This window comes from Nonomuraea sp. NPDC049028 (assembly GCF_043197735.1).
Taxonomy (GTDB): Bacteria; Actinomycetota; Actinomycetes; order Streptosporangiales; family Streptosporangiaceae; genus Nonomuraea.
Genome location: NZ_JBICTR010000009.1, coordinates 538,097 through 560,033, shown reverse-complemented (window position 1 = coordinate 560,033; position 21,937 = coordinate 538,097). Strand labels below are relative to the sequence as shown.

The window sequence follows — 21,937 nt, the reverse complement described above, 5'->3', positions numbered from 1 at the left end:
CTTGCGGCTCATGCCGGTCAGGTGCGGGTCGGTCAGTGCATGACGGGTCGGGCTTGCCGGAACGTGCGAGGCCGGGTCGGTGCCGCTGGCCCAGGAGCGTAGGTCGTCTGCTCGAGTGAAGTAGCGAACGACGGTTGGGGTGATGCTGATCTTCTGCTCGTCCAAGAGTTGCCGGGTGGCTTTGATCGCCTGGCCGATCGTGACGGGGTTGATCCCGAGCAGGTCGCACAGCACTTTCTGCGGGCAGACCTGCCGCAGGTAGATGACGGTAATCAGGACCTCGTCTGAGCTGGAGAGCAGTGCTCGGCTGCGGCCGGTGGTGGCGACCCGTCGGCCGCCGCGCAGTACGAAACGGCGTTGCTCGGCCCGGGCCTGCTGGGCCGGGGCGAGCCGGGCGCGTAGCGCGTCGAGTTCGTCGCTGCTCATGCCGGTCAGGCGGGCGCCAGCGAGCAACTGCATGGTCTGTGCTCGGGCCGCCGCTCGCTGGTCGGCACGCGGCGGGACGGCCTGTCCGCCTTTCGGGGCAATGCTGTAGTTCCAGGCTCCGTGTTCGGGATGGGCAGTGATGGGCAGGGCCTGGAACTGGTCGCGGCTGATCGAGACTCCGGTCGGATAGGAATCGGGATCCAGAGCGGCCTCGACCCTCAGCCCGGCCGACGTCGTGGTCGCCGCGATCGTGTTGAGGACGACCTGATGGCTGGTCAACGGCCGTCCGCGCCAGTTCATCGTGATATGCGAGAACAACCGGTGCTCGATCTTGTTCCACTTCGAGGTGCCCGGCGGGAAATGGCAGACCGTGACCATCAACCCGGCCTCGGCGGCGAACGCGGCCAATTCGGCCTTCCAAAGCCGGTAGCGGTAGCTGTTCGAACCGCCCGCATCCGCGGTGATCAGCAGCCGGGACGCGCTTGGATAGTCGGCATGGCCGCGCGCCTGCCACCAGCGGCGGATCGAGGCGACCGCGAACGCCGCGGTGTCGTGGTCGACTCCGACGTTCACCCAGCCCGTGTCGGCGGTCATGTCGTAGATCCCATAGGGCACCACCGTCTCGACGTTCGGGCCGGCCCAGAAGCTATGGTCCTCGACCTGCACTGGCTCGCCGCGAGGCCGCCATTCCCGCCCGCCCATCGGCAGCAGCCCCAGCTGCTCCTTCTTCTTCGCATCCACGCTGATCACCGGCTCACCCGCCGCCTGATGCTCCTTGACCTGCACGTTGATGTAGCGGAACTGCGCGTCCCGATCAGGATGCTGATCGCCCTCCAGGGTCTTGGCGGTGCCCTGCAGGCTGAACCCGTTCGCCTTCAACAGTCGGCCCACCGTCGGTGCGGTCACCCGATGTCCCTGCCGGGACAACTCCGCAGCCAGATGCCGGAGCGACTTCGTCGTCCACCGCAGCGGTGATTCGGGATCCCCGCGCTCGTCCGGCTCGACCAGCCCCATCAACGCTGGAAGCAGAAGTGGATCAACAGCCTCGGCTCGTAACCTGCCGCCCCCCGCGCGTCGGACCCGCCCATCGGGCAGCGGATCAGCCCCGGACTCGAGCTCGAACACGCCCTTGCGGACAGTGGTCTCGCTGACCCCGGCCACCTGCGCGACTAACCGAACACCCCCGTGACCAAGCAACCTGGCCTCGGTCGCCAACGCCAGACGCCTCTGACGCTCGTTCAGATGCGGCAGCAACACCGCGAACCGCGCCGCGAGCTGACCGCGGACCTCGCCCGGGATGGCCATACCACCCCATCGAACCGGAAACCGAGAAGCATCGTGTTGTTTCCTTACAACTACGGTGGATCACGCAGGTCTGGACGATGGTGCGCGGCCAGACCGCCTCCACCGCCTGCGGCAGGCCCTTGAGGCCGTCGCAGACCAGCATGAGGACATCGTCCACGCCGCGGTTCTTCAGCTCGGTCAGCACCGCCAGCCAGTGTTTGGCGCCCTCGCCGCCGTCGCCGGCCCAGATGCCGAGGATGTCGCGGTGACCGTCGACGGTGACGGCCATGACCAGGTAGATGGGCCGGTTGGCGACGTGACCGTCCCTGATCTTGACGTTGATCGCGTCCACGAACAGGACCGGGTACACGCGATCGAGCGGCCGGTTCTGCCATTCGGCCATCCCGTCCATGACCTTGTCGGTGATGGTGGAGATGGTCTGCTTGGAGACCTGGGCACCGTACACCTCGGCCAGATGCGCGGAGATCTCGCCGTGCGTGAGGCCCTTGGCCGACAGCGACAAGACCATCTCATCCACGCCCGACAGCCGGCGCTGCCGCTTGCGCACCAGCTGGGGCTCGAAGGTGCCGGCCACATCGCGTGGTACCCGCACCTCCACCGGGCCGACGTCGGTCACCACGGTCTTGCTGCGGGTGCCGTTGCGGCTGTTGCCGCTGTTCTTCCCGGCCGGGTCGTGCCTGCCATAGCCGAGGTGATCGGTGATCTCGCCTTCCAGCGCCGACTCCAGCACCCGCTTGGTCAGCTGCTGCAGCAACCCGCCCTCGCCGGTCAGCTGCAGACCCTCGCTGCGGGCTCGACCCACCAGCATCGAGATCAGCTGCTCGTCCGTCATTGAGCGGTCCGGCTCGGCAGGCACTTCGTTCATAGACAGCGACTCCACGGCAGTCTCGGACATCAAGTGTGTCTCCCTTGATCATCAGATCCGCCGTTAGTTTTACAGTCCCGGTTCGGGAGAGATGGGGGAGCCTGTGGCTGCCTGGGGAGAGTTGCACCTGCTCAAGGCTGCGCCGTACTCCGGGCGGGAGTGGACCGACTCTGGCGCCGCCCGCGAGGAACGTGCGCTGAAGCATCGCGCTGAAGGGCACAGCCGTACCGTGCCGATCCCTCCGCCGCTGGTTCGCATTCTGCGTGCCCATCTCGGCGCGTTCGGAGACGGAACGGGCGGACGCCTCTTCTATGGAGTGAGGGGCGGAGAGTTGCCGTTCATCACCTACCGACGCGCCTGGAAGGCCGCGCGAAGGACGGCGCTGACGGCAAAGGAGTTCGCCTCGCCTCTGGCCGCCAGGCCGTACGACCTCCGGCACGCCTGTGTCTCTACCTGGCTGAACGCTGGAGTTTCAGCGCCCCAGGTCGCTGAATGGGCGGGGCACAGCGTAGATGTGCTCTTGCGGATTTACGCCAAGTGCATCGTGGGCCAGGACGAGGTCGCCAAGCGGCGAATCTCCGAGGCGCTGGAGTAACGATGAGGTCGGCGGCGGAAGGTGTCTTCCTACCCTCGGGAGGGACGCCGACCCGGGCGGGCCACCCCCGCTTGCGCGGGGAGCACACCTTCAACCTCCCGAACTACACCGGGGAGCTGGGACCATCCCCGCGTGCGCGGGGAGCACGGACTGTGGCTGCGCGACTGGCCGTACCAGACGGGACCATCCCCGCATGCGCGGGGAGCACGTCTACTTCGAACACATGGGCATCGACTACCTGGGACCATCCCCGCGTGCCCGGGGAGCACGCCATGCTCGCCCAACTCGTACAGCGTCGCGCCAAGGGACGCTCCCCGCGTGCGCGGGGAGCACGAACAGATGGATCAGGCCCATGATGGCGAGCTGGGACCATCCTCGCGTGCGCGGGGAGCACGCCTTCGTCGAGTCCACCGACACGCTGTACCTGGGACCATCCCCGCCTGCGCGGGGAGCACATCTCGGCCCCTTGGTCGTCGAGGGTTTGGGGGGGACCATCCCCGCGTGCGCGGGGAGCACAGGTCGGCGATCCAGTGCTCGGCGTGCGGGTGGGGGCCATCCTCGCGTGCGCGGGGAGCACGCCTTCGTCGAGTCCACCGACACGCTGTACCTGGGACCATCCCCGCCTGCGCGGGGAGCACACCGATCACCATCCCGCCATTGTCGTACACGCGGGACCATCCCCGCGTGCGCGGGGAGCACCCGTTTCGCCTCCGGCCATACCCCACGCAGGCGGGACCATCCCCACGTGTGCGGGGAGCACTCAATCGCTCAGAACGGGACAACCCTGCTCTAGGGACCATCCCCGCGTGCGCGGGGAGCACTTCATCAGGAAGGTGCCCATCCCGTGTAGGTGGGGACCATCCCCGCGTGCGCGGGGAGCACGGCAAGGGGGTCGGAACCCCGAATCGGCGCAGGGGACCATCCCCGCGTGCGCGGGGAGCGCGGATCAACGACTCGGGACCCCCGCCCCGACGCCGGGACCATCCCCGCGTGCGCGGGGAGCATCTGAACGACATTTTGGAACGCCTGACCGCCGCGGGACCATCCCCGCATGCGCGGGGAGCACATCGCTCAGGGCCTGGACCTGATGCGGCTCGGGGGACCATCCCCGCATGCGCGGGGAGCACCTAGACCAGCGTGAAGTACGCGCGCCGAGCATGGGACCATCCCCGCATGCGCGGGGAGCACCCTGAATGACCTGCGCACTTAGCGGCGCCGGAGGCCATTTTCGAGCACTTTCACCGAAACAGGCACTTCGGACATATTGTCGTCGACTTCCTGGGGAGGGCATTTGAAGGTGGGACGGTCTTCTGCGTGATCGGTCATGGCGACGCGGGTTGATACGGAGCTGAGGAAGAGTGAAGCACTGTGCGCACGTATTTGGCACGGTCAACCGCTAACGATCAGCTACAGCCGGACGGCACCGGACACACAACGAAGCCCCTGACTGGCGTTACCGCTGGTCAAGGGCCCTCGATGGCTGGTCAGATCTGGTGCCCCCGGCAGGATTCGAACCTGCGGCACCCGCTTTAGGAGAGCGGTGCTCTATCCCCTGAGCTACGGAGGCGGACCCCGTAAGCCTAGCGAAACTACGGCAGTGTGTGGGACGCAGGGCGGTCGTGAGTTTGGCTGGGCGGGTCATGGGTGCTCTGAGCTGCAGTAAAGGCATGGCAAGCGATCAGATTGTTGCGCATCCCGCGTCGATAGCGTCGGGTCTGTGACCAGAAGGCGACGTAGTCAGGTGCGTAGGCGGCCTGTCGTGTTGATTGCGGCTGTGTTGGCGCCGGGGATCCTTGCTGGCGGGTTGTTGGCGGGGGAGCTCACCGGCTATGAGAGGGCGGCGGCGCAGCGGGGGATGCGGGCTGGGGTTGGGGGGTGGGTGGGGTTTGAGCCGGTTTTGATGCCTGCGCCTGCTCGGCCTGAGCGGTGGTACGAGGGGGTGGTGCCGGCGGCTGTGCGCGATGCCGCGCCGAAGCCGAAGTCGCAGGAGGACGAGGCAGAGGTGGTGATGCCCTCTCCTGCGCCTGTCGTCGTGGAGCGAGGTACGGCTGAGCCTGTGCGTACGGAGCGGGCGTGTGCGGGGGAGTGGGTGGATACGTGGCTTTGGAAGTCTTGTCGGGAGCATGGGCGGCGGCCCAAGCGGGGGGTGACCGGACTCAAGCGGGAGGCGGCCGGCCCCAAGGGAGAGGTGACCGAGCCCAAGCGGGAGGCGGCCGGGCTTAATCGGGAAGTGACCGAGCCCAAGCGAGAGGTGACCGAAGGGGGAAGTGACGGAGGGAGCGAAGGCGGAAGCGAGGGAGGGGAGGTGGATGTTTTGGAGTGGTGGTGGCCTGCTTGATGCGTTCGCTGAAGATGGTGCCGTTCCGACTGTGCTGGCCTCGTCTGAGTGTGTATGGCTCCGCTTGCCTGTGAAACCGAGTACGCGTTGATCCGACCGTGAGGGGTGCGGCAGTTGCCTGCCCTGCCACCCACCCCAATGGATGCCCCACATGACCGCCGCGCCACCCCCAGTGCCATCACATGCCCCACTGAGCCATATGCCCGTGAGGATGCACCAGCCGCACAGGTGGGCTGATCTGTCCGTGATGTACCCGTCCTACCTGCGACGACAAGCCCATGAAGGCAGCCGCGAAGGCAGTTGGGCGTACAAAGTGGTTCTTTCGCGGTCATAACAGCTCTTCAGAGTTCGGTCCGGGCACTCGGAGGGCTGTAGTAACGTGCGTGCCGGACCCTGGTAACAGAGTTGCAAACGGAGGAGTCGACGGTGCCATCCCCTCGGTCAGCGGGTCTGATCGCGGTTGCCATGGCCATGACTTCCCTGGTCATCCTGCCTGCGGCTACGCCTGCCCACGCCGAACGGCGGGATCCGGCGACCCTTACCGAGCTTCGCAAGGAGGCCGAGAAGTCGGCCAAGGAGCTTGAGGACGCGACCAAGGCGCTGGAGAAGCGTCGTAGCGACATTGCCGCCTCTGAGAAGAAGCTGACAGCGACGCTCACCACGCTGCAGGAGGCGGAGAGGAAGCTTGCCGTGATTCGGCAGCCGGTGGCGCAGATGGCGGAGTTGTTGTACGAGCAGCCTGTCGGTGGTGATGGGGTTGCGCCGTTCCTGTCCGGTGATGCTGACGCCGGGACGTTGCGGGCCATGACCAATACCGCTCATATCGTGGCTAATCGGCAGCAGGTGGTTGAGCAGACCAGCACGCTCTACAAGGAGACGGAGCGGCTGGCCGGCGAGGCGCAGGAGTTGCGGGCGTCTAATCTGCTGGCCGAGGCGCAGATGGCGGTGGAGATCGACACGCTCAGGCAGCGGTCGGACAAGATCGTGAAGTCGTTGACCGCGGCGCTGGTGAAGATGGGCATCAAGGTCGACAAGGTCGGGCGGGCGGCGCTGGGGTGCAATCCGTTGCGGGCGGCGACGGCCAACTCCTATCCCAATGGGTTGATCCCGAAGGCGATGTTGTGTCCGTTGCAGCAGAAGGGGCAGAGCCTCAGGGCTGATGCGACGATCGCCTTCGTCAGCTTGAATGAGGCTTATCGGAAGCGGTTCGGTAAGCAGATGTGTGTGACCGACGCGTACCGCAGCCTGGCTGAGCAGCAGTCGGTTTACTATCGGCGGCCGGGGTTCGCGGCGGTGCCGGGGCGGAGCAACCACGGTCTCGGGCTGGCCGTTGACCTCTGTGGTGGGGTGGAGCGGTTCCGGTCGGTGGAGTTCGTCTGGATGGAGAACAACTCCAAGAAGTATGGGTGGTTCCATCCGTCCTGGGCCTATAGCAGCCCGTTCGAGCCGTGGCATTGGGAGTACGACCCCAAGAAGGATTCCGTTCTCTAGGCAAGGTCTGTCTCGGCACAGCCGGTTACAGTTGCTACGGGTGGGGCTTGATGGTGATGGACAGGCGGCCGCCTGCCTGGGCGGCGGCCAGTTGGCTTGCCTGTGATGGGCTGGTGGCCAGCACGATCAAGGCGCCGTGGTCGTCCTCGGCCTTGGGGATGGTTACGACGGTGACGTCGTCGGCGATCAGTTGGGCCGGCTGGCCCTCCCAAGCCGCCAGGACGCCGATCGTCGAGCCTGGGGTGATCAGCTGGGCCGTGTCGGCGTCCGCGATGCGCACCGGCGCGGCCACGGTGCCGGGTGGCAGCGGGAGTGAGTGGAGCAGGCGTACGTCGGTGAGGGGCTCGCCGCGGCGCATGGCCCCGGCCAGCATGCGGCCGACGGCGCCCGAGCGGATGGCGCCGGACGGGGGTGGGTTGAGGGCGGCCGGGCGGAGGTCGCCCGGTTTGAGGATGCCGGGGGAGAGGTCATGGGTTGCCACCAGTACGGAGGGGGCGTGAGTAGGGCGTAGGGCGATATATGCGGAAAGGACGCCGATGCCAGCCGCCATCGCAGCAACAAGCCGCCGCCGACGACGCCCAACCCGCCCAACCCGCCCAAGGCGCCCGAGCCCTCCGAGCCCACCGAGCCGTTCAGCCCGCCCCGCCGAACCGGGGCGGGCGAGCCCCGGCCAGCCACCCGCTAGGCTCCCACTCACGGCAGTTCGAACGGCAGCTTGATGCCGTCCAACGCCGACCCACACGGACACGATCGCTCACTAGGCAGCCCCTGCACCGCCTCCGCCACCAGCCCCCGCATGCGTGTCACATTCCGGGCGAAGAACTCCAGCACCTCCTCATGCGTCACGCCTTCGCCGGCCTCGACCCCGGCGTCGTGGTCGGTCACCAGCGAGAGCGACGTGTAGCAGAGCGCCAGCTCGCGGGCCAGGATCGCCTCAGGGAAGCCGGTCATGCCGACGATCGTCCACCCGTTGCCCGCGAACCAGCGCGACTCCGCCCGGGTCGAGAAGCGCGGGCCCTCGATCACCACCAGGGTGCCGCCGTCTACCGTGGCCCAGCCGCCCGCCCGAGCGGCCGTCACGGCCACGGAGCGGCCCGAAGGGCAGTAGGGGTCGGCGAAGGACACATGGACCGCGCCGTCGATGTCGTAGAAGGTCTGGACCCGTCCAGACGTACGGTCGATGAGCTGATCGGGGATCACGATCGCGCCCGGCCCGTGCTCGACCTGGAGCGAGCCCACGGCGCTGGGCGCGAGCACCTGGCGGACGCCGAGTGAGCGCAGGGCCCAGAGGTTGGCCCGGTAGGGGATGCGATGGGGTGGAAAGCGGTGATCCCGCCCGTGTCGGGGGATGAACGCCACGGGGCGCGAGCCGATGCGCCCGACCGTGACCACGTCGCTGGGCGGCCCGTAGGGGGTGGCGACCTCTATCTCTTCCGCGCCGTCGAGCAGGGAGTAAAAGCCCGAGCCGCCGATGACGCCGATGTCTGCACGAGTGAGCATGGCGCCGAGATTAGCGGCATTGGTGGAGGGGGAGCAGGGGCTGAATGGCGTTCTGTGGATAACTTACTTCACTGCGTTAGCACACAAGTGCGAAGAGTAGTATCTTCGCATGCGGCAAAAGGGCCTCGTCCTCATCATCGTCGCGCTCATGCTCGGTCTGCTCCTCGCGGCGCTCGACCAGACGATCGTGTCGACCGCCCTGCCGACGATCGTGAGCGACCTCGGCGGCCTGGAGCAGCTGTCGTGGGTGGTGACGGCCTACCTGCTCGCCTCGACGGTCTCCACGCCGCTGTGGGGCAAGCTGGGTGACCAGTACGGCCGTAAGAGGCTGTTCGTCGCGGCGATCGTCATCTTTCTCATCGGCTCGGCGCTCTGCGGCCTGAGCCAGAACATGAGCGAGCTCATCTTCTTCCGCTCGATCCAGGGCCTGGGCGGCGGCGGGCTCATGGTGCTGGCCCAGGCGATCGTCGGCGACGTCGTGTCGCCCCGCGACAGGGGGAAATACCAGGGGTTCTTCGGCGGGGTCTTCGCGGTGTCCAGCATCGTGGGGCCGCTGCTCGGCGGTCTGTTCGTCGATCATCTCAGCTGGCACTGGGTGTTCTACATCAACCTGCCCATCGGCGCGGTCGCGCTGTTCGTGATCGCCACGGCGCTGCCGGGGGATCAGACGCGGACCAAACACAAGATCGACTATGTGGGTGTCGTGCTGCTCGGCGGTGCCACGTCGTGTCTGGTTCTGATCGCCACCGGGGGTGCCGCTGTGAGCCCGATGATCATCGGGCTCACGGTGGCGGCCGTCGCTCTGCTCGCCGGGTGGGTGCTCGCCGAGCGGCGGGCGGCCGAGCCGGTTCTGCCGCTCGGGCTGTTCAGGAACAGGGCGTTCTCGATGACGGCGTTCGTCGGGTTCGTGGTGGGGTTCGGGATGTTCGGCGCGCTCGCGTACCTTCCGCTCTATCTGCAGGTGGTTCACGGAGTCACCGCGACGTTGTCCGGGGTCTATCTGCTGCCGATGATGGCGGGGATGTTCACGATGTCCATCGTGAGCGGTCAGATCATCGCCAGGACCGGCAAATACCGCTTCCTGCCCATCGCGGGCACGGGGGTGGCGACGGCCGGGATGTTCCTGCTGTCCATGGTGACCGAGCACACGAGCCTGTCGGCGCTGGGCCTCTACCTGCTGGTCCTGGGTGTGGGGCTGGGGATGACCATGCAGGTGCTGGTGATCATCGTGCAGAACGCGGTCGACTTCAAGGACCTCGGTGTGGCCACGTCGGGGGCGACGTTCTTCCGGATGATCGGCGGCTCGTTCGGCGTCGCCACGCTCGGCGCGGTCTTCACCGCCCGGCTCGACGCCGATCTGCGCGAGTTGCTGACCAGGACCAGGCTGCCGCCGGGCTTCGATCCGGCGCGGGTCCAGCAGGATCCCACCACCATTCAGCGGCTGCCGGGCCACCTCGTGGCTGCGTTTCTGCACGTGTACGCCGACGCGATCGCCGCCGTCTTTCGGGTGGCGGCGCCGGTGATGTTCGTCGCTTTCCTGCTCAGCTGGCTGATTCCGCAGCAGCGCCTCAGAGAGACGACCAAGGCGACCGACCTGGGCGAGGGGCTGGGCGCCACGTCGGCGGAGCGGTCGTCGCTGGCCGAGGTCGAGCGAGGTCTCGTACGCCTGGCGGACGCCAACCTGCGCAGGGGCTTCTACGAACGGGTGGGCGACTTGGCCGGTTTGACCGGCGTACCACCGCAGGGCGTCTGGATCGTGGCCAGGCTCGGCGGCGAGGGCTGGGTCAAGGCCGCGGACCTGGCGGCGCGGGCGAACGTCAGCCGTGAACAAGGCCGTCCCTATGCCAACCAGCTGATAACGGACGGCCTTGTCGAACGGTCACCGGACGGCGACTCGCTGCGGCTCACAGAAGACGGCCAGCGGGCCGCGCTGAGGCTGCTGCGCTGCTCGAGCGAGGGATTGAGCAGACTCGTCGCGGACTGGGGCGCGCACCCCCAGCTGGAGCAACTCGTCGAACGAGTCGCCCCGGCCCTGCTCGGCGTCAACGCCGATTGCCCACGCCAGCAGCGTAAAGGGCGCTAGGAGGTGGCGGAAGCGGCCGCGGGGGCCGGAGTCGTGGTGGACTTCGACTCGGCCGGCTTGGACTCGGCGGGCTTGCTCTCGCTCGACTTCCCGTTGGACGAGGACGAAGAGGAGGTGGTGGACGAACCAGTCGAACTGGCCCGGTTGTCCGTACGGTAGAAGCCCGATCCCTTGAACACGATCCCGACGGCGGAGAACACCTTGCGCAGGTTCCCCTCGCAGGCCGGGCAGACCGTCAGCGCATCGTCGGTAAACTTCTGAACGACTTCGAGCTGCTCACCGCAGTCGTTGCAGGCGTACTGGTAGGTCGGCACGCGCTCCTCCTTCAAGTTCTGGCACTCGAGCGATGCGACTGCTAATGGTAACCGATTAGGTCAAACGTCTATTCCGAACCGCGTTCTCCGTACCATCCGGCCAGCTTGCCCCGGCGGCTGACGGCGCGCATGCGGCTCTCGACCTCGTCGCGGCAGGCCGCGGTGGCGACCACGAGCAGCTGGTCGTCCGCCCGGACCCGGGTGGTGGCCGAGGGGACGAACGATTTGCCGTCGCGGACGATGAGCGTGACGGCGGCCCCGGACGGCAGGCGCAGCTCGAAGATCTCGACGCCGTGCAGCTGGGAGCCGGGCGGCACCTTGATCTGCAGCAGGTCGGCCTTCAGCTCCTCCAGCGGCGCCGACTCCACCTCCAGATCGTGCGCCTCTCCGGGGGCGGCCACGCCGAGGATCCTGGCCACGAACGGCAGCGTCGGCCCCTGCAGCAGCGTGAACACCATCACGATCACGAAGACCTCGTTGAAGATGTCCTTCGAGCCCGCGACACCGGCCGCCCAGGGGATGGTCGCCAAGACGATGGGGACGGCTCCGCGCAGGCCGGCCCATGACAGGAACGCCTGTTCGCGCCAGTTCGTCCGCCCGAGGCGCAGCAGCCGGGCCGCCAGCGCGCTGACCATCACGGACAGTGGCCTGGCCAGGAGCACCAGGACCGTTCCCGCGATGAGGCCCTGCACGATCGCCGACGGCATCTCCTTCGGGTCGGCCAGCAGCCCGAGCATCACGAACAGCCCGATCTGCGCCAACCAGGCGGCCCCTTCCGCGAACCCCCTGGTCGCCGCCCGGTGCGGCAGCCGCGAGTTGCCCAGGATCAGCGCCGTCAGGTAGACGGCCAGGAAGCCCGAGCCGTGCAGCAGCACCGCGCCGCCGTACGAGACGAAGGTCAGCGCCAGGACAGCGATCGGATACAGGCCTGAGGCGGGCAGGGCGACGCGGCGCAGGGTGTACGCGCCGGCGGGCCCGATGGCGAGGCCGACCGCCGCGCCGATGACCAACTCGGTCCCGGTTTGCAACAGGAACGAGCCGAGCGACGGCGGCGAGTGAGTGGCGGCGCTCAGCAGCACCACCGCGATCACCGTGGGCGCGTCGTTGAAGCCCGACTCCGCCTCCAGCACGCCGGCCAGGCGCGGCGGCAGCGGCAGCCGCCGCAGCACCGAGAACACGGCGGCCGCGTCGGTTGAGGCCAGCACCGCGCCGAGGATCAGCGCGGAGTTCAGGCCGAACCCCAGCAGCCCCTGTACGGCCACCGCCACCACCAGGATGCTGACCGCCACCCCGAGGGTGGCCAGGATCAGGGCCAGCGGCACCGAGCGGCGCACGTGGCTCCAGTTCGTGGTCAGACCACCCTCGGCCAGGATCACCGCCAGCGCGCTCAGGCCGATCTGCTGGGCCAGCTCCGGATTGTCGAACGGGATGCCGAACCCGGCCTCGCCCAGGACCAGACCCAGGCCGAGGAAGAGCAGGAGGCTGGGCAGGCCGCTGCGATGCGCGATGCGGACCGAGGCGATGGCCGCGATGACGATCGCGGCACCAAGGAGAAGCCAGACATCTAGCGTCATCTGGCCCCCTCCTGTGTGTTTCCTTCACATAAGCCTAGTGAGTCCGCTGGGTGTGATCGCCCAGCGGACCTGCTGATCGTGCGGTTCGGCCGGCACGTCGTCGATCAGCTCACCGTCATGGAGAAGGGCGACAGTCGGGACGTTCGGCCCCACCCTGGACAGGGCGCGGTCGTACGAGCCACCGCCACGGCCGAGCCGTACCCCCGAGTGCCTGTCCACGGCGAGAGCGGGGACGATCACGAGGGCGGCCGTGCGGACCGCGTCGACGCCGCGCCGGGTGTCGACCGGCTCCATGATTCCGAAGCGGCCGGGCGCCAGCGTGTCAGGACCGTCATAAACCGCCCAGTCGAGGTCATTGTCCTCCCGCAGCACGGGCAGCATCACGGTCGCGCCGTGCTTCCACAGCGCGAACACCAGCCCGTGCGTCCCCGGCTCCGAGCCGACGGACCAGTAGCAGGCCACCAGCCCGGCCATCTGTACCCACGGCTGATCGAGCAGTGTTTCGCGGACCTTCGAGGCGTTTATCCGCAACTGCTCCGGGGAGAGGAAGCTACGCGCTGAGAGCAGCTCGCGGCGCAGTTTCATCTTGTCCACAGATACCTCCACTAGGGTCTACTCATGGCTGACTTCGACCCTGTGACGAAAGCCGTCGTGCCCGCCGCAGGTCTGGGCACCCGATTCCTACCAGCGACGAAGGCGACACCCAAGGAGATGTTGCCCATCGTCGACAAGCCCGCGATCCAGTATGTCGTTGAGGAGGCGGCCTCCGCCGGGCTCCTCGATCTCCTCATGGTCACCGGCAAGAACAAGCGGTCGATCGAGGACCACTTCGACCGGGCGTTCGAGCTGGAGGAGGTGCTGGAGGCCAAGGGCGACGAGCATCGGTTGTCCCAGGTCCGCGAGCCGGCCTCCCTGGCGACCCTGCACTACGTACGCCAGGGCGAGCCGAAGGGGCTCGGCCACGCGGTCCTCTGCGCCAAGCAGCACGTCGGCGACAACCCGTTCGCCTGCCTGCTCGGTGACGACCTCATCGACCACCGCGACAAGCTGCTCGACCGCATGATCCAGGTGCGCAACACCTACGGCGGCAGCGTGATCGCGCTGATGGAGGTGCCCAAGGAACAGGTCTCGCTGTACGGCGTGGCCACGATCGAGGCCACTTCCGAGTCCGACGTCGTACGCGTGACCGACCTCGTCGAGAAGCCGCCGGTGGACGAGGCGCCCTCAAACTGGGCGATCATCGGGCGTTACGTGATAGACCCGGCGGTCTTCGAGGTGCTCGAGAACACCCCGCCGGGCCGCGGCAACGAGATCCAGCTCACCGACGCGCTCCGCACACTGGCCGCGCGCGGCACCGAGGAGGGCGGGCCGGTCCACGGCGTGCTGTTCCGCGGCCGTCGCTACGACACCGGCGACAAACTCGACTATCTCCGTACGGTCGTGAAGTTCGCGGCCGACCGGCCCGACCTGGCGCCCGAGTTCGTGCCGTGGTTGCGGGAGTTCCTCGATGAAATCAGTTGACGCCCATCTGGCCGAGATCCTGGCCACCGTGCGTCCGCTGGCCCCACTCGAACTCGACCTGGAGCAGGCTCTAGGCGCGACGCTGGCCGAGGAGGTCGCCTCGCCGGTGCCGCTGCCGCCGTTCGACAACTCGGCCATGGATGGCTACGCGGTACGTGCGCAGGATGTCGCGGATGTCCCGGTCACCCTTCCGGTGATCGACGACGTGGCCGCCGGGTCGAGCGAGCTGCGGGCGGTCGGTCCCGGGCATGCCGTCCGCATCATGACGGGGGCGCCCCTCCCCGCCGGCGCCGACGCCGTCGTGCCGGTGGAATGGACGGACGGCGGTACGGTCTCCGTCACGATCGACCGCGCTCCCACGGTCGGCAACGCCATCCGCCGGGCGGGCGAGGACGTACAAGCCGGTGAAGTCGTCCTCAAACCGGGCACGGTGATCGGGCCCGCGCAGCTCGGCATCATCGCCGGGGTGGGCCGCCGCCGCGTCATGGTACGGCCGCGCCCTCGCGTCGTGGTCCTGTCGACCGGCGCCGAACTGGTCGAACCCGGCATGCCCCTCGGCCCCGGCCAGATCTGGGACTCCAACAGCGTGACCCTGACCGCCGCCGTACGCGAGTCCGGCGCCGAGGGCTTCCGCGCGACCACCGTCGGCGACGACCCCGCCGCCTTCCTCGACCAGCTCGACGCACAGCTCATTCGCGCCGACGCGATCGTGACCAGCGGCGGCGTCTCGATGGGCGCGTACGAACCGGTCAAAGAGGCGCTCACCCCGCTCGGCACGGTCAACTTCGAGAAGGTCGCGATGCAGCCCGGCATGCCGCAGGGCTTCGGCGTCGTGGGCGAGGACCAGGTGCCGATCTTCGCGTTGCCCGGCAATCCGGTCTCGTCGTTCGTCTCTTTCCTGCTCTTCGTACGGCCGGCGCTGCAGAAGATGCGCGGCCTGCCCGTGGACCCGCCGGAGACGGTCTCCGCCAGGGTCACGGGGCCGTTGCGGTCACCGTCGGGGCGGCGGTCGTACCTGCGCGGTGTGCTGTCGTCCGACGGCACCGTCTCGCCCGTGCGCGGGCAGGGCTCGCACCAGCTGGCCGCGCTGGCCTCGGCCAACGCGCTGATCGTCGTACCCGAGGACGTGACCGAGGTGCCCGCCGGGGCTGTCGTGGAGGTGACCCGGTTTTGACGGAATTCACCCATCTCGATGAGACGGGCGCCGCGCGCATGGTCGACGTGTCCGGCAAGGAGGTCGGGGCGCGTTCGGCCACGGCCACCGGGCGGGTGCTGCTGTCGGCCGCGGTGGTGGAGCTGCTGCGGTCGGGTGAGGTGCCCAAGGGCGACGCGCTCGGCGTGGCGAGGATCGCCGGCATCATGGGCGCCAAGCGGACGCCCGACCTGATCCCGCTCTGCCATCCGATCGCGTTGCACGGGGTCAAGGTGTCGCTCGACGTCGAGGATTGGGGGGTCGCCATCACCTGCCGGGTGAAGACGGCCGACCGTACCGGTGTCGAGATGGAGGCGCTGACGGCGGTGTCCGTGGCGGCGCTCGCGTTGATCGACATGGTCAAGGCGGTCGATCCGGCCGCGGTGATCACCGATGTGCGGGTGGAGGAGAAGGTGGGCGGGAAGACCGGGTTGTGGACGCGGTGATCCGGGCGTTGGTGGTGACCGTGTCGAATCGCGCATCAGCCGGGATTTACGCCGATAAATCGGGACCGCTCCTGGTTTCGTTGCTTTCGGAAGCCGGGTGTTCCGTGGAGGGGCCCGTCGTGGTGCCCGATGGGGAGCCGGTCGAGGCCGCACTCCGCGATGGCGTTTCGGCAGGGTACGCGGTGATCGTGACGACCGGCGGGACCGGTCTGACACCGACCGATCTGACGCCGGAGATGACGGCTCGGGTGATCACCCGCGAGATTCCCGGGATAGCGGAGGCCATCCGCCAGGCGAACCGCGACAAAGTGCCGACCTCGATCCTTTCCCGTGGTCTCGCGGGCCAGGCGGGCGACACGTTGATCGTCAATCTGCCCGGATCCTCCGGCGGCGTACGGGATGGTGTGGCCGTACTCGCTCCCGTCCTTCGGCATGCGGTCGATCAGATTCGTGGGGGTGACCACCCTCGCCCGTAGCGTGCGGAGAGTCACCGCTGCTGATCCGTGGCGACATCGTGCCCGATAGGGGGATGATGAGAGATGTGGATCGACTTCGTGGCTGGCCGGCGGTTCTCAACGAAGGCCCGGTGGGCCTGCGACCGCTGCGACTGGCCGACGTACGTGTGTGGCGAGAGACACGGCTGCGCAACGCCGAGTGGCTGCGTCCCTGGGAGCCCAGCAATCCGGAGACGCCGCTGTTCCGAACGGGTCTCGGCCCGTACATTTCCATGGTCGGCACCCTGCGTCGCGAGGCCAGGCAGGGCCTCGCGCTGCCGTGGGTCGTCACGCACGGTGGCCGGTTCGCGGGACAGCTGACCATCGGCGCCATCGTCTGGGGCTCGGCCCGCTCCGCACAGGTGGGCTACTGGATCGACGGCGCGCTGGCCGGTCAGGGCATCACCCCGACCGCGCTCGCCATGGCCGTCGACCACTGCTTCTTCACCACCGGCCTGCATCGGCTGGAGGCGAACATCCGCCCCGAGAACCAAGCCAGCCGCAGGGTGGTTGAGAAGCTGGGATTCAGGGAAGAAGGCATACGGCGTCGCCAACTTCACATCGATGGAGCCTGGCGCGATCACATTTGTTACGCGTTGACCGTCGAGGACGTACCCGGGGGCTTGCTCGTACAGTGGCGTCGCGCGCGTGAGTCAGCCGCTCACGGTGGGTCTCCAGTAGAAGAGGTTTGACGATCTCGCGACACACCGCACCGAATGCTCGTCAATTAGTGACACGCGGTCTTACGGTGCGTGACGTGAGCACATCGAAGACGCCGCCAGCAGCCAGGCGTCTTTGTGCTGCCCGGAGGTGGCTGTGAGCATCCTCCTCTACCTGGCCATCGTCGTTATGTGGCTGTGTGTCCTAGTTCCGATGTGGTTGCGCAGGGACAAGACCAACCTCGCCGAGCTGGTGGAGCTCGAGGAGTACTACACCGGCGAACACCAGCTACCGGACCTGTCCCAGCAGCCCGACGATCTGGTGGAGCAGCCCGAGGACTACACGGGCGAGTTCGAACGAGTCGACCCGCGGCAGTTCCGGGCCAGGCGCCGCGCGATCATCGTGGCCCGGCGCCGGCGCCTGCTCTTCTTCACGGCCCTGCTCGTGATCGCCTCTGTCGTCACCGCCGCGGTCAAGGTGATCCCCTGGTGGAGCGTCGCGCCCGCCGGGGTCATCATGCTGGCGTACATGGCCTTCCTCCGGATCGCGGTCCAGGTGGACCGCGAACGGCGCGATCGTGCGGCTCAGGCCCGTACGGCCCGCGCCCGCCGGCTGCGCGAGCAGCAGCGGGCGGCGGAGCTGGCGGCCGAACAGGCACAGGCCGAGATCATCGACCTGGCGGCTCGACAGGGGGACGTACTGTTCGATCAGTACGCGGAGCCGCCCCGGCGGGCGGTGGGGGACTGAATGTGTGGCGCGAGGAGTGCTGGGGGTTTGCTAATCTGGTCAAGTCCATGGGGATGTAGCGCAGTCCGGTAGCGCACTTCGTTCGCATCGAAGGGGTCAGGGGTTCGAATCCCCTCATCTCCACCGCAGGTCAGAGGCCGTTTCCCAGTCGGGAAACGGCCTCTTCTGTTTGATCGATGTCCGATTGTGGGAGCGAAATGGGAGTGGATCTTTAGGGTCAGCGTCTCGCCGATGCCATCCGAACCCGCTCCCGGCGAACCGGCTGAAGAGCCCGACGGGGCCGCGCCGACCCGATCGCGGTAACCACGCCATCCCGATACGGCGCCAGCAACTCGTTCAGCAACGAAACCGACGACGGCACCGGCTGACCCCAATGCCGCTCCAGCGCGGCCCGGTCGGCGAGCGACTGCTCCCATCGCTTCTGCAACGCGTCGACGAGCTCCCCACGCATCTGATCTGACACGTGCGTGTAGTGGGCCCGCATGCTGCCGTCGCCGATGTGCCCCATGCGCTCGTCCCGCAGAGCGTCCGCGATGCGGTCCTCCGCCATCCACGTCTCATGGCTGTGTCGCAGACCGTGCGGCGTCAGATCCTTCATGATGGGCAGCCAGTTCGCGACGGGCACGTCCGCAGCCAAGACCGGAACGCCGCGGCCTCGCGGATAACTGTCGACGCCCGCCGGCCAAGGAGGGTTGATGACCCTCCCCGGCCATGAGGTGGCCGCGTCGGCGAGAACAGGCGCCGCCACCCTGGCCGACTTGCCGCCGCGGGCGGCGTACCAGCCATCGGCTGCGGGCCGGAAGAAGCGTCGAGCGAAGTCGCTACGCCTGGCGTGGCCGCCCCCAGGCCCGAGGAAGACGTATCTGCCGCCACTGCAGTACGGCTCTTCAGCGTCGGTGCGGCACGTGCACGTACGAACTTCCTGCCGCCCCAGCAGCGCACTGAGGAACGGTGGCGCATCAATGGGGCGGATGCTGCCGTCCTTCGGGTGGCCGCGGTAGAAGCGGCCGTTCAGTTCGTACAGCTTCCAGTCCAGGTCGATCGTGTCGCCGCGCACGCACCTGGGATCCAGGCCGACCGCCTCCGACCAGCGGACGCCGGTGTAGGCGATGAACACGAGCTTGATGAAGTCGTTCTCCTCTCCACTCATGGCCGCTACTCGCTCGGCCATCAGCAGCGCCTCCAGCGGGGTGGCCCACGCCTTACGCGCCTGCATGACACGCTGGACGCGCCGAGTGGCCTTCTTCCCGGTGGCGCGTTTGCGCTCGGCGGGATTGACCTGAATGCGAGCCGGGATCGCCGCCCCCAGCGCCGTGCCCAGCACGGAGCGAGCGTCTTTCGCAGTCCGGGCGGAACACCTCTTGCTGCTGACCAGATCCTTCTCCCACGCGGCGATCTCCTCGGCAGCCAACGAGGCCAGGCTGCGCTCGCCGAACTCCGGAAGCACGATGTTCTCCAGCAGCGACCGGTACGTCTCCAGCGTGGTCAATTCCAGATCCTGGGCGGGATACCAGATGTTGACCCAATCCAGGAGGGTGATCTGGCCGGCGCGCGGGTCGACGTATCGGCCCGCGCGGATGGCGGCTTCCTGGTCGTTGGCGTAGGTGTCCGCAGCCTTCTTCGTGAGGAAGCCAGACATGCTTTCAAGGTCGCCGGTGGGTCCTCGCCAGCGGGCTCGGAAGAACTTGCCGCGTTTCTCGCCATAGCCCATGAGGGGTCCTTGGGAGTGTGGGGGTCAGGGGTTCTAGGAAAGCACGCACAGGTCGAGCAGCGGGTCCAGATCGACGCGGACGGCGCAGCCTCTGGCCGCCGCCGTGGTCGATGCAGGCTCTTCCTCCGCTGCGGGCGGCGGGGTGGCCGCTGGCTGTCCGGGTGAGGGTGACGGCGCTGGGGGCGTCCTGATCGCGGGCACCTCTTGTGCCGTCGGCGTGGTCGCTTCGCTGGACGCGGTCGGCTTGGCGCTCGACTTGCGAGTGAGCTTGGTGGTGGATCTCACTGTCGGCTTGGTCGTGGGCTCAACGCTCGGCTCCGCCTCGGCAGTGCGAAGGACGGGCGGCTGCGTGGGGTCCGTGGCAGTGACCGCCTTTGGTGAGGGCGTGGTCGTGACGGTGGTTCTTGCCGGCGTCCGCGTCGTGGCGACAACTGGTTCCATCCGCGTGGCGACGATGGTGATCGTCTGCTGCGGTAACGCCGCCGGTGCGCGGCCGTCGTCCAGCGCTATGTTCGCGCCTGTGGCGACGGCCGCCGAGGTGGCTGCTGCGGTGAAAGTGGCGGCTGCCGCCGGATGGTCGCGGGCCCAGCGTGCAAGTCGCTCCGCTATCCAGGCGACGGCGGCGGCAGCGACAGCGTCGATTCTGAACACGCTGTAGGCGGCCCGCTGGTTCTTCTCGGCCGTGTTGAGGATGACGGTCGGTGCCTCGCTCTCCTTCCGGGGAAGGGCGAGTACGGCGATCTCCGGCGGCATGTCTAAGCGGAGGGGGATCGGTTTGACGTTGTCGTCTCGGCGATGCGAGCTCATCTTGCTGTGCCCTCTCGTACGAGGGCGCGGACGTAGTCCCACAGCCACTGCTCACGGTCGGGATCGGCCTTGCCTTGCGGGTTGAGCAGGATCGGGACGCGGTCGCCGTCCACCATGACGACGATCGTTCTGCGGCGGGCGCGAGTCGGCCGCCGCAGTTCTTCGACGAAGCGCTGCGGCGGAATCGACGGATCTTCGGGCGGCTGGTGATGCTGCCCAATACGGTCCAGGCCGCGGATAGCTTTACGCATCCTGGCCCGGTCTTGGCGGGTGGTGCGCGAGGCTTTGATCGCGTGGGCGATCAGGGCGCGCTGGCTGGGGGAGCCGCCGCCGTCGTCACCACCTCCTCCTTGGCCGTCGGTGCCATTGGTGCTGTTGGTACGGGACGTCACGTCCGCCCTCCGGTGCTGGGAGATGTGCGGGTTGGTCCCTCGTGCAGTAAGGCTGTCGGGACTTTATTGACGCTCTTGCCATGGTTTGGGTCTACACCCAAAATCCGAATGTAACCGTTCTGTTACTTTTAGTGGCGTGTGCGAAGATCTTCCGCTATGCGCCCTTGCGTCGTCGATCCTCTTCGTCGAGTCGCTGCTCTCGCCGCAACTCCTCAATCTGTCGGGCCTGCTCGTCGAGTCTGCTGGCGACTGTCTCGTGGAGTTCCGCTAGTCGCCGATCGACTGACGCCAGCAGGTCCTTCAGCTGCGGGGTGATGGCCGAGTCTCCTTCGTCGTCGGCTTCATCGACCGCCCCCCGAACCTCCGCTTCGAGCGCGGGAAGACTGCCAGCTGGCGGAAGGGGGGTCGGGTCGCGGCCCGCCAGGACCGCGTCGATGCTGTCAGGTTTCCAGTGGAGGGCGCGTTCGAGTCCTCTCTTTGTCAGGGTGCTGGGCTCGTTCTTGAAGCGCCGGATAGCGCGGAGCGTCTCGACCGTAATTTCCGCTTCGGACGCCACTTTTGCCCATGTCATGCCGAGGGCCTGCCGTCGCTCTTCCATGGCGGCGGCTAGTCGCTCTCGGGGAGTTGCTGGTGTAGGGCTCACGAATACTCATCATGGACTACAGACCTGTACAGGTCTACCTGTTGTAAGGGCCCAGTGTCAGGCCAGGTCTGTATCAATCTGTGCCAACCTGTACTAGAAATCTGTACAGATCTGTTCTCCTGGACTCTGGACTCTGCATACAGATCTGTACTAGTCTGCAGTCCATGCAGCTCACAAGAGCCGACGGAAAAAAGATCCGAGCCCGACGCGAAGCCGCCGACCTCACCGTTGATGAACTCGTCGCCAAGCTCGCCAAGCGCGAAAAAATGCAGCGGCATCCCGACACCATCAGGAACGTCGAACTCGGCCACGCACAGCCTGGCTTCAAGCTCCTCAACGCCATCGCTCGCGTCTTAGGCGTACCCCGCGAAGACCTGCTGGCCGACGATGACGCCGAGCGGGAATCGGCATGAGCGCCACCCCCGCCTACTGCCCCTGCGGCAAGACGCTGCACACCAAACACTGCCTGGCGGAGCTGTTCAACTGCAAGCCTCGGGCCGTCGTGCGAATGGCCGCGTCGGGCCGTTGGGGATCCACCAGGGTCACGGTTGGCAAGAAGGGCACCGGTAAGTACCGGTGGACCGACGAGATGATCGCCGAGATTGTCAGCGAAGGTGAGCAGCGGCCCGCCGCCCGCGAGACCGCGAACGAGCCGAGGCGCCAGGCCGTCAAACCGCAGCCCGTTCCGCGCCGCACCCGTCAGCCACAGCCCGCCCCCATCTCTGGGAGCAACGTGCGCCCGCTCGTCGCCAAAGGTCCACGCATCGGGAAGGCGTCGTGACCGCCACCGAGCGCTACAACCGCGACGTTCTGGCCGGCGCCATGCTCGCCCG

21 protein-coding genes, 2 tRNA genes and 1 pseudogene are annotated in these 21,937 nt (G+C 67.6%); 12 read left to right on the top strand and 12 right to left on the bottom strand.

From position 1 onward, the window contains the following. Both ACGFJ2_RS36580 and ACGFJ2_RS36575 read right to left on the bottom strand, forming a co-directional pair. On the bottom strand, nucleotides 1-1,731 hold a 1,731-nt coding region (locus tag ACGFJ2_RS36580), incomplete at its 3' end, for an ISAzo13 family transposase (protein ID WP_393476258.1). 55 nt (nucleotides 1,732-1,786) lie between these two features. Further along, nucleotides 1,787-2,563, bottom strand: a pseudogene (locus ACGFJ2_RS36575) (IS256 family transposase); the annotation flags it as partial. Between the two features lie 136 nt (nucleotides 2,564-2,699). On the opposite strand from ACGFJ2_RS36575, the gene ACGFJ2_RS36570 reads away from it, so the two are divergent. Then, the gene (locus ACGFJ2_RS36570) at nucleotides 2,700-3,191 is read left to right on the top strand and encodes a tyrosine-type recombinase/integrase (RefSeq protein WP_393476255.1); all 492 of its coding nucleotides are present in this window, start codon (nucleotides 2,700-2,702) and stop codon (nucleotides 3,189-3,191) included. Nucleotides 3,192-4,682: 1,491 nt separating this feature from the next. Here ACGFJ2_RS36570 and ACGFJ2_RS36565 read toward each other — a convergent pair. After that, nucleotides 4,683-4,758, bottom strand: a tRNA-Arg gene (locus ACGFJ2_RS36565). 1,236 nt (nucleotides 4,759-5,994) lie between these two features. Here ACGFJ2_RS36565 and ACGFJ2_RS36560 point away from each other — a divergent pair. After that, nucleotides 5,995-7,020: a D-alanyl-D-alanine carboxypeptidase family protein gene (locus tag ACGFJ2_RS36560; RefSeq protein WP_357943671.1), complete on the top strand. Its 1,026-nt coding sequence runs from the start codon at nucleotides 5,995-5,997 to the stop codon at nucleotides 7,018-7,020. A 34-nt stretch (nucleotides 7,021-7,054) separates the two neighbouring features. On the opposite strand, the gene ACGFJ2_RS36555 is transcribed toward ACGFJ2_RS36560, so the two are convergent. Together ACGFJ2_RS36555 and ACGFJ2_RS36550 are read right to left on the bottom strand one after the other, a co-directional pair. Further along, complete coding sequence (locus ACGFJ2_RS36555) at nucleotides 7,055-7,501, bottom strand: flagellar biosynthesis protein FlgA (protein WP_393476252.1); 447 nt, start codon at nucleotides 7,499-7,501, stop codon at nucleotides 7,055-7,057. A gap of 212 nt (nucleotides 7,502-7,713) precedes the next feature. Further along, complete coding sequence (locus tag ACGFJ2_RS36550; RefSeq protein ID WP_393476249.1) at nucleotides 7,714-8,520, bottom strand: S-methyl-5'-thioadenosine phosphorylase; 807 nt, start codon at nucleotides 8,518-8,520, stop codon at nucleotides 7,714-7,716. 109 nt (nucleotides 8,521-8,629) lie between these two features. Here ACGFJ2_RS36550 and ACGFJ2_RS36545 point away from each other — a divergent pair, with 109 nt between their 5' ends. Continuing rightward, nucleotides 8,630-10,603, top strand: a complete 1,974-nt coding sequence (locus ACGFJ2_RS36545; protein WP_393476246.1) for a DHA2 family efflux MFS transporter permease subunit — start codon at nucleotides 8,630-8,632, stop codon at nucleotides 10,601-10,603. Here ACGFJ2_RS36545 and ACGFJ2_RS36540 read toward each other — a convergent pair. From ACGFJ2_RS36540 to ACGFJ2_RS36530, 3 genes are all read right to left on the bottom strand, one after another. Beyond that, nucleotides 10,600-10,917: an FmdB family zinc ribbon protein gene (locus ACGFJ2_RS36540; protein WP_357943679.1), complete on the bottom strand. Its 318-nt coding sequence runs from the start codon at nucleotides 10,915-10,917 to the stop codon at nucleotides 10,600-10,602. The two genes, ACGFJ2_RS36545 and ACGFJ2_RS36540, sit on opposite strands and share 4 nt — an antisense overlap. A 68-nt stretch (nucleotides 10,918-10,985) precedes the next feature. Continuing rightward, the gene (locus ACGFJ2_RS36535; protein WP_393476242.1) at nucleotides 10,986-12,491 is read right to left on the bottom strand and encodes a potassium/proton antiporter; all 1,506 of its coding nucleotides are present in this window, start codon (nucleotides 12,489-12,491) and stop codon (nucleotides 10,986-10,988) included. Between the two features lie 24 nt (nucleotides 12,492-12,515). After that, a complete protein-coding gene (locus tag ACGFJ2_RS36530) occupies nucleotides 12,516-13,076 on the bottom strand; it encodes a 5-formyltetrahydrofolate cyclo-ligase (RefSeq protein ID WP_393476318.1) in 561 nt (186 codons plus the stop codon). Nucleotides 13,077-13,109: 33 nt separating this feature from the next. Here ACGFJ2_RS36530 and galU point away from each other — a divergent pair, with 33 nt between their 5' ends. From galU to ACGFJ2_RS36495, 7 genes are all read left to right on the top strand, one after another. Continuing rightward, nucleotides 13,110-14,012: a UTP--glucose-1-phosphate uridylyltransferase GalU gene (galU, locus tag ACGFJ2_RS36525; protein ID WP_357943683.1), complete on the top strand. Its 903-nt coding sequence runs from the start codon at nucleotides 13,110-13,112 to the stop codon at nucleotides 14,010-14,012. After that, complete coding sequence (gene glp / locus ACGFJ2_RS36520) at nucleotides 13,999-15,186, top strand: gephyrin-like molybdotransferase Glp (RefSeq protein WP_357943685.1); 1,188 nt, start codon at nucleotides 13,999-14,001, stop codon at nucleotides 15,184-15,186. The genes galU and glp overlap by 14 nt, the downstream gene beginning before the upstream one ends. Nucleotides 15,187-15,224: 38 nt before the next feature. After that, nucleotides 15,225-15,650 carry a cyclic pyranopterin monophosphate synthase MoaC gene (moaC, locus tag ACGFJ2_RS36515; RefSeq protein ID WP_372470479.1) on the top strand — a complete coding sequence of 142 codons (426 nt, stop codon included), beginning with the start codon at nucleotides 15,225-15,227 and terminating at the stop codon, nucleotides 15,648-15,650. Next, nucleotides 15,647-16,126 (top strand): molybdenum cofactor biosynthesis protein B, encoded by a 480-nt coding sequence (locus tag ACGFJ2_RS36510; RefSeq protein ID WP_393476314.1) that lies wholly within the window; start codon nucleotides 15,647-15,649, stop codon nucleotides 16,124-16,126. The genes moaC and ACGFJ2_RS36510 overlap by 4 nt, the downstream gene beginning before the upstream one ends. Before the next feature lie 56 nt (nucleotides 16,127-16,182). Further along, nucleotides 16,183-16,836: a GNAT family protein gene (locus ACGFJ2_RS36505; RefSeq protein ID WP_357944580.1), complete on the top strand. Its 654-nt coding sequence runs from the start codon at nucleotides 16,183-16,185 to the stop codon at nucleotides 16,834-16,836. Nucleotides 16,837-16,960: 124 nt separating this feature from the next. Further along, the gene (locus ACGFJ2_RS36500; RefSeq protein ID WP_363990277.1) at nucleotides 16,961-17,551 is read left to right on the top strand and encodes a hypothetical protein; all 591 of its coding nucleotides are present in this window, start codon (nucleotides 16,961-16,963) and stop codon (nucleotides 17,549-17,551) included. A 49-nt stretch (nucleotides 17,552-17,600) separates the two neighbouring features. After that, a tRNA-Ala gene (locus tag ACGFJ2_RS36495) sits at nucleotides 17,601-17,674 on the top strand. 94 nt (nucleotides 17,675-17,768) lie between these two features. Here the strand turns inward: ACGFJ2_RS36495 and ACGFJ2_RS36490 are convergent. From ACGFJ2_RS36490 to ACGFJ2_RS36475, 4 genes are all read right to left on the bottom strand, one after another. Continuing rightward, nucleotides 17,769-19,190 carry a tyrosine-type recombinase/integrase gene (locus ACGFJ2_RS36490; protein ID WP_393476237.1) on the bottom strand — a complete coding sequence of 474 codons (1,422 nt, stop codon included), beginning with the start codon at nucleotides 19,188-19,190 and terminating at the stop codon, nucleotides 17,769-17,771. A gap of 105 nt (nucleotides 19,191-19,295) precedes the next feature. After that, nucleotides 19,296-20,015 carry a hypothetical protein gene (locus ACGFJ2_RS36485; RefSeq protein ID WP_393476234.1) on the bottom strand — a complete coding sequence of 240 codons (720 nt, stop codon included), beginning with the start codon at nucleotides 20,013-20,015 and terminating at the stop codon, nucleotides 19,296-19,298. A 50-nt stretch (nucleotides 20,016-20,065) separates the two neighbouring features. Beyond that, entirely contained in the window at nucleotides 20,066-20,461 is a 396-nt protein-coding gene (locus tag ACGFJ2_RS36480) for a hypothetical protein (RefSeq protein ID WP_393476231.1), read from the bottom strand. Nucleotides 20,462-20,615: 154 nt separating this feature from the next. Continuing rightward, nucleotides 20,616-21,059 carry a hypothetical protein gene (locus ACGFJ2_RS36475; protein WP_358178810.1) on the bottom strand — a complete coding sequence of 148 codons (444 nt, stop codon included), beginning with the start codon at nucleotides 21,057-21,059 and terminating at the stop codon, nucleotides 20,616-20,618. A 209-nt stretch (nucleotides 21,060-21,268) separates the two neighbouring features. Between ACGFJ2_RS36475 and ACGFJ2_RS36470 the strand changes: the two genes are divergently transcribed. Together ACGFJ2_RS36470 and ACGFJ2_RS36465 are read left to right on the top strand one after the other, a co-directional pair. Further along, a complete protein-coding gene (locus ACGFJ2_RS36470; protein ID WP_393476228.1) occupies nucleotides 21,269-21,517 on the top strand; it encodes a helix-turn-helix domain-containing protein in 249 nt (82 codons plus the stop codon). Further along, nucleotides 21,514-21,885, top strand: a complete 372-nt coding sequence (locus tag ACGFJ2_RS36465) for a hypothetical protein (RefSeq protein WP_393476225.1) — start codon at nucleotides 21,514-21,516, stop codon at nucleotides 21,883-21,885. The genes ACGFJ2_RS36470 and ACGFJ2_RS36465 overlap by 4 nt, the downstream gene beginning before the upstream one ends. Nucleotides 21,886-21,937 lie beyond the last annotated feature (52 nt).

Coding starts and splice junctions, on each gene's coding strand:
- ACGFJ2_RS36560 (WP_357943671.1), top strand. CDS start 5,995: ATGGCCATGACTTCCCTGGTCATCCTGCCTGCGGCTACGCCTGCCCAC.
- ACGFJ2_RS36535 (WP_393476242.1), bottom strand. CDS start 12,491: ATGACGCTAGATGTCTGGCTTCTCCTTGGTGCCGCGATCGTCATCGCG.
- ACGFJ2_RS36490 (WP_393476237.1), bottom strand. CDS start 19,190: ATGTCTGGCTTCCTCACGAAGAAGGCTGCGGACACCTACGCCAACGAC.
- ACGFJ2_RS36530 (WP_393476318.1), bottom strand. CDS start 13,076: ATGAAACTGCGCCGCGAGCTGCTCTCAGCGCGTAGCTTCCTCTCCCCG.
- glp (WP_357943685.1), top strand. CDS start 13,999: ATGAAATCAGTTGACGCCCATCTGGCCGAGATCCTGGCCACCGTGCGT.
- moaC (WP_372470479.1), top strand. CDS start 15,225: ATGGTCGACGTGTCCGGCAAGGAGGTCGGGGCGCGTTCGGCCACGGCC.
- ACGFJ2_RS36475 (WP_358178810.1), bottom strand. CDS start 21,059: ATGGAAGAGCGACGGCAGGCCCTCGGCATGACATGGGCAAAAGTGGCG.
- ACGFJ2_RS36550 (WP_393476249.1), bottom strand. CDS start 8,520: ATGCTCACTCGTGCAGACATCGGCGTCATCGGCGGCTCGGGCTTTTAC.
- ACGFJ2_RS36470 (WP_393476228.1), top strand. CDS start 21,269: ATGCAGCTCACAAGAGCCGACGGAAAAAAGATCCGAGCCCGACGCGAA.
- ACGFJ2_RS36545 (WP_393476246.1), top strand. CDS start 8,630: ATGCGGCAAAAGGGCCTCGTCCTCATCATCGTCGCGCTCATGCTCGGT.
- galU (WP_357943683.1), top strand. CDS start 13,110: ATGGCTGACTTCGACCCTGTGACGAAAGCCGTCGTGCCCGCCGCAGGT.
- ACGFJ2_RS36505 (WP_357944580.1), top strand. CDS start 16,183: ATGAGAGATGTGGATCGACTTCGTGGCTGGCCGGCGGTTCTCAACGAA.
- ACGFJ2_RS36465 (WP_393476225.1), top strand. CDS start 21,514: ATGAGCGCCACCCCCGCCTACTGCCCCTGCGGCAAGACGCTGCACACC.
- ACGFJ2_RS36485 (WP_393476234.1), bottom strand. CDS start 20,015: ATGCCGCCGGAGATCGCCGTACTCGCCCTTCCCCGGAAGGAGAGCGAG.